The following is a 1,925-nucleotide window of genomic DNA, read 5'->3' as shown; positions in this document are numbered from 1 at the left end:
CTGATGGAAGGTGGGCTGCTCACGGTGGCGAGCCAGGGCCGGCATCGCTATTACGGCCTCGCCGGACCGCAGGTGGCGGGCATGATCGAAGCCATCACAGGCGTCGCGGAAGCCGTCGGTCCAAAGCGTGTGCGGCCGGGTCCGCGCGATGCAGCGATGCGCGTGGCGCGCGTCTGCTACGATCACCTCGCCGGCGAGCAGGCAGTGGCGATGCTCGACCGGCTCGTCGCCAAGAACGTACTGGTCCGCGACGAACAAGAGATCAGGCTCGGGCCATCGGCGGCTTCGCATTTCGCCGCGATCGGCATCGACGTCTACACCAAGCCGCGCCGGCCGGTATGCCGCGCCTGCCTCGACTGGAGCGTGCGCCGTTCGCACCTCGCCGGCACGCTGGGCGCCGCCATCCTCGACAAGATCCTTGCCGAGAAATGGGCGCGCCGCGAGAAGGACAGCCGCGCGGTGATTTTCTCGCTGCCGGGCAAGCAGGCTTTCGAGAAGGTGTTTCTGAGCTGAGGAGCCGACGCTGATTTCGTCACGCTGGCAGGCCAGAGGGGGCGCGAAGGATCGCTGCGCTGGCAAATTGCGCGAACTACCCCCGCTTCAACGCCTTCCCCTGCTTGAAAAATTCCCTCCACGGATCGGCTTTCGCCAGCTGCTTCAGCGTCGTCTTGTCGCCGATCGGGAAAGCGTTCGGCGGCAAGCCGGCCTCGATCTCTGGCCAGGTCACCGGCATCGACACGGTGGCGCCTTTCTTGGCGCGCGAGGAATAGGGCGCGACCGTCGTCGAGCCCCTGCCGTTGCGCAGATAGTCGACGAAGATCTTTCCCGTGCGCGCTTTTTTCGACAGCGTCGCCGTGTAGCGATCGGGGGCACCCTGCTCCAACGCGCGGGCAAAGTCATGGGCGAAGCCCTTCACCGCATCCCAATCCGCCGCCGGTTTCAGCGGCACCAGCACGTGATAGCCCTTGCCGCCCGAGGTCTTGACGAAATTCGGCAGCGACAGCTCGTCGAGCTTGCCCCGGATATCGAGTGCCGCCTCGCGCACCGCCTTCACGTCGACACCTTCATCGGGATCGAGATCGAAGATGATCTGGTCGGGCTTCTCGATCTCATCGATCGTGCACCCCCAGATGTGGATCTCGACCACGCCATACTGGACCAGTGCGGCAACACCATCGAAATCCCGGATGAACAGGATTTCCTCGCCGTCGGTCGGGTCCTTCATGCGCGCGATCTTGTCGCTCATGCCAGCCGAGGCATGCTTCTGGAAGAAACGCTGGCCGCCGACGCCGTCCGGCGCCCGCACCAGGCTGAGCGGCCGGTTGACCACGAACTGTTCCATGCGCGGCCAAACCTGTGCGTAATGGTCGAGCAGGCCCTGCTTGGATATGTTTTCGTCCGGCCACAGCAGCTTGTCGGGATGCGAGAGTTTGACCGTGGTCGTGATCGACCCGGCGGCTTTGCCGCCTGATGCCGGCTTGGCCGTGCTCTTGCCTGTCGATGGCTTGCCTGTCGCCGCTTTGGGCTTTTCCTGCACGACTTCCTCCGCCGGCTTGTCCTCGCGCAACCCCTGGAACGAGGCGTGGCGTATTATACGGTCCGAGGTCCAGCTGCGAAACTCCACTTCGCCGACAAGTTCAGGCTTGACCCAGACCAGGCCCTTGCCCTTCGGCACGGCGGTGGCGAAGGGCGATGATTTTGCCGTCAACGCATCGAGTTTTGCCTTCAGCTCATTGGCGCCCTTGCCCGAAAAACCAGTGCCGACGCGGCCGGCATAATGCAGCTTGCCGCCCTCGTGGAAGCCGACCAGGATCGAGCGCAGTCCGCGCCCGGTCTTGTCCGACGGCAGGTAGCCGCCGATGACGAATTCCTGCCGCGCCGTGCATTTCGATTTGACCCAGGTCGGGCCGCGGCCGCTGCGGTCT

General features: G+C 64.7%; 2 protein-coding genes. One reads left to right on the top strand and one right to left on the bottom strand.

Annotated features, from left to right (window positions below):
- The coding region (locus EN879_RS33870) for a transcriptional regulator (protein WP_127274607.1) at positions 1–513 on the top strand (513 nt) is incomplete at its 5' end.
- A gap of 76 nt (positions 514–589) precedes the next feature.
- On the opposite strand, the gene ligD is transcribed toward EN879_RS33870, so the two are convergent.
- The coding region (gene ligD, locus EN879_RS33865; protein ID WP_127274606.1) for a DNA ligase D at positions 590–1,925 on the bottom strand (1,336 nt) is incomplete at its 5' end.

The sequence above is a fragment of the Mesorhizobium sp. M7A.F.Ca.AU.002.02.1.1 genome, from assembly GCF_003998535.1.
In the GTDB taxonomy this organism is placed as follows: domain Bacteria; phylum Pseudomonadota; class Alphaproteobacteria; order Rhizobiales; family Rhizobiaceae; genus Mesorhizobium; species Mesorhizobium ciceri.
Note: the sequence above shows the minus strand (reverse complement) of the source record. Positions and strands in the feature narration are given on the sequence as shown.